The organism is Rhizobacter sp., assembly GCF_035702065.1.
Classification (GTDB): domain Bacteria; phylum Pseudomonadota; class Gammaproteobacteria; order Burkholderiales; family Burkholderiaceae_C; genus Rhizobacter.
In genome coordinates this window covers 1-3,524 of record NZ_DASSRA010000218.1, presented here as the reverse complement: position 1 = coordinate 3,524, position 3,524 = coordinate 1, and the positions used below count along the sequence as shown (strand labels likewise).

Here is a 3,524-nt window from a genome sequence, read left to right as displayed (position 1 = left end):
TTGTTCGTGGCCGAGCGCGCCGCGAGCAAGATCCCCGACGTGCCGGCCGACACACCGCTGCGCGAGATCAAGAAGGTGGCCATCATCGGCGCCGGCACCATGGGCGGCGGCATCGGGATGAACTTCCTTAACGCCGGCATCCCGGTGGTCATGCTCGAGATGAAGCAAGAGGCGCTCGACAAGGGCCTGGGCATCATCCGCAAGAACTACGAAGCCCAGGTCAAGAAGGGCAAGCTCAAGCAGGACAAGCTCGATGCGCGCATGGCGCTGCTCAGCACAACGCTCAGCTACGGCGACCTGAAGGACGCCGACCTTGTGATCGAAGCCGTGTTCGAAGACATCGGCGTCAAGGAGCAGGTGTTCAAGCAGCTCGACGAGGTGATGAAGCCCGGCGCCATCCTCGCGAGCAACACCTCGACGCTCGACGTGAACAAGATTGCCTCGTTCACCAAGCGCCCGCAAGACGTGATCGGCATGCACTTCTTCAGCCCGGCCAACGTGATGAAGCTGCTGGAAGTGGTGCGCGGCGAGAAGACCGCCAAGGACGTGCTGGCCACCGTGATGGCGCTCGGCAAGAAGATCAAGAAGACCTGCGTGGTCTCGGGCGTGTGTGACGGTTTCATCGGCAACCGCATGATCGAGCAGTACTCGCGCCAGGGCGGCTTCCTGCTGGAAGAGGGCGCCACACCGGAGCAGGTCGACAAGGCGATCGAGCGCTTCGGTTTCGCCATGGGCCCGTTCCGCATGGGCGACCTGGCTGGCAACGACATCGGCTGGTACATCCGCAAGCGCCGCGCCGTCGAGCAGCCCGGTCTCAACTACAGCAAGACCGCCGACCTGCTGTGCGAGATGGGCCGCTTCGGCCAGAAGACCAACGCCGGTTGGTACGACTACGTGCCGGGCAAGCGCGACGCGATCCCGTCCCAGGCCGTGGTCGAGATGATCGAGAAAGAACGTGCGCGCAAGGGCATCACGCCGCGCAAGATCAGCGACGAGGAGATCGTGCAGCGCCTCGTCTACGCGCTGGTGAACGAGGGCGCCAAGATCGTGGAGGAGGGCATCGCTTCGCGCGCCTCCGACATCGACATGGTTTACCTCACCGGCTACGGCTTCCCGGCCTACCGCGGCGGCCCCATGTGCTATGCCGACACGCAAGGTCTCTTCAACGTCGTCGCGGCGATGAAGCGCTTCCAGAAGAACCCGCTCGACGACGCCAGCTTCTGGGAGCCGGCGCCGCTGCTGGCCCGGCTGGCCGCCGAAGGCAAGACCTTCAGCTGAACGCCGTCCGCAAGAACACGGAGACACACGATGAAGCGAGCCACCTTCACCCGCATGGAAGCCAGCACCGCGGAAGACTGGGCCACCATCCGCGAAGAATCCGGTCCCTTCCAGCGCGCGCTGCCCGACCGGCTCATCGCTCACCTCAAGCTGCTCGAAGGCGACTACGGCGGCTTCCCGGTCGACCGCTACACGCATTCGCTGCAGACCGCCACGCGCGCCCTGAAGGACGGCCGCGACGACGAGTACGTGGTGTGCGCGCTGCTGCACGACATCGGCGACACCCTTGGCCCGGCCAACCACTTCGACATCGCGGCGGCCATCCTCAAGCCCTTCGTGAGCGAAGCCAACCTCTGGATGGTGCAGAACCACGGCATCTTCCAGGGCTACTACTTCTTCCATCACCTGGGGCTGGACCGCAACCTGCGCGACCAGTTCAACGGCCACCCGCACTACGAGCGCACGGCCGAGTTCTGCGCGCTCTACGACAACCCGGCCTTCGACCCCAAGGCCGAGACGCTGCCGATCAGCGAGTTCGAGCCTGCGCTGCGCGCCGTGTTCGCCAAGCCCAAGAACAGCATCTACATGCCGGCCCAGAAGGCCGCCTGACGTCCATCGAGAAAGACGGAGTACCCCATGACCTCAGCCGTGATCGTTTCCACCGCCCGCACGCCGCTTGCCAAGAGCTGGAAGGGTGCCTTCAACATGACCCACGGCGCCACGCTAGGCGGCCTGGCCGTCAAGGCGGCCGTCGAGCGCGCCGGCATCGCCGCCGCCGAGGTCGATGACGTGATCATGGGCTGTGCCACGCCCGAAGGCGCCACCGGCAGCAACATCGCGCGCCAGATCGCGCTGCGCGCCGGCCTGCCCGTCACCACCAGCGGCATGACCATCAACCGCTTCTGCTCCAGCGGCCTGCAGACCATCGCGACGGCTGCCCAACGCATCATCGCGGGCGAGGGCGACGTCTACGTGGCCGGCGGCGTGGAGAGCATCTCTTGCGTGCAGAACGAGGCCAACAAGCACATGCTCGTCGACCCCTGGCTGCGCGAGCACAAGCCCGAGATCTACTGGAACATGCTGCAGACAGCCGAGAACGTGGCCAAGCGCTACAAGATCGGCCGCGACCGCATGGACGAATACGGCGCGCAGAGCCAGCAGCGCGCCTGCGCCGCGCAAGAGGCGGGCAAGTTCAAGGACGAGATGATCTCGGTGACCACCATCGCCGGCGTGGCTGACCCGGTGCTGGGCCTGCGCACGAAGGAAGTGACCATCAGTGCCGACGAAGGCTTGCGCGCCGGTACCACCAAGGAAGGCATCGCCGGCATCAAGCCCGCCATCCCCGGCGGCGTGGTTTCGGCCGGCAACGCCAGCCAGTTCAGCGACGGCGCCGGTGCCTGCGTGCTGATGAACGAGAAGCTGGCCGAGCAGCGGGGCTACAAGCCGCTGGGCCGCTTCCTCGGCTTCTCGGTCGCCGGCTGCGAGCCCGACGAGATGGGCATCGGCCCGGTGTTCGCCGTGCCCAAGGTGCTGAAGAAGCTGGGCCTGAAGGTCAGCGACATCGACCTCTGGGAACTCAACGAAGCCTTCGCCGTCCAGGTGCTGTACTGCGCCGACACGCTGGGCATCCCGATGGACAGGCTCAACGTCAACGGCGGCGCCATTGCGGTCGGCCACCCCTACGGCGTGAGCGGCCAGCGCCTGACCGGCCATGCGCTCATCGAAGGCAAGCGCCGCGGTGCCAAGCGCGTGGTGGTGACCATGTGCATCGGCGGCGGCATGGGTGCGGCCGGCGTGTTCGAGGTGCTCTGAGGCGCGACCGAACCACCATGAGCTACCGCGCCACCCTCGACTTCCTGCTCCACGACTGGCTCAACGTCGACCAGCTCAGCGAGCGGCCACGCTTTGCCGACCACTCGCGCGAGACCTACGCCTCGGTGCTCGACACCTGCGAGCGCATCGCGCGCGACAAGTTCGTGCCGTTCAACCGCCTGTCCGACACGCAGGAACCGCACTTTGACGGTGAGAAGGTGATCCTGCCGCAGGCCTCGCACGACGCGGCCAAGGCATATGTCGATTCCGGCATGCTGGCAGCAGCGCAGGATTACGAGATCGGTGGCATGCAGCTGCCCTGCACGGTGGAGATGGCGGCCAACACCTTCTTCTCCAAGGCCAGCATTGGCCTGGGTGGTGGCGGCATGCTGACCGCCGGCAACGCCAACCTGCTGATGGCGCACGGCACGCCG

The 3,524-nt window shown here is 66.1% G+C and carries 4 protein-coding genes; all 4 read left to right on the top strand.

Annotated features, from left to right (window positions below; translation table 11 throughout):
* A partial coding sequence (locus VFL64_RS10120) for a 3-hydroxyacyl-CoA dehydrogenase (RefSeq protein ID WP_489540251.1) occupies positions 1–1,278 on the top strand: 1,278 nt, incomplete at its 5' end.
* 30 nt (positions 1,279–1,308) lie between these two features.
* Complete coding sequence (locus tag VFL64_RS10115; RefSeq protein ID WP_489540250.1) at positions 1,309–1,887, top strand: HD domain-containing protein; 579 nt, start codon at positions 1,309–1,311, stop codon at positions 1,885–1,887.
* A 27-nt stretch (positions 1,888–1,914) separates the two neighbouring features.
* Entirely contained in the window at positions 1,915–3,090 is a 1,176-nt protein-coding gene (locus VFL64_RS10110; protein WP_489540249.1) for an acetyl-CoA C-acyltransferase, read from the top strand.
* Between the two features lie 17 nt (positions 3,091–3,107).
* A partial coding sequence (locus tag VFL64_RS10105) for an acyl-CoA dehydrogenase N-terminal domain-containing protein (protein WP_489540248.1) occupies positions 3,108–3,524 on the top strand: 417 nt, incomplete at its 3' end.

What these genes read in the sequence shown, in the direction of transcription:
- VFL64_RS10115 (WP_489540250.1), top strand. Translation starts at nt 1,309, where the DNA reads ATGAAGCGAGCCACCTTCACCCGCATGGAAGCCAGCACCGCGGAAGAC.
- VFL64_RS10110 (WP_489540249.1), top strand. Translation starts at nt 1,915, where the DNA reads ATGACCTCAGCCGTGATCGTTTCCACCGCCCGCACGCCGCTTGCCAAG.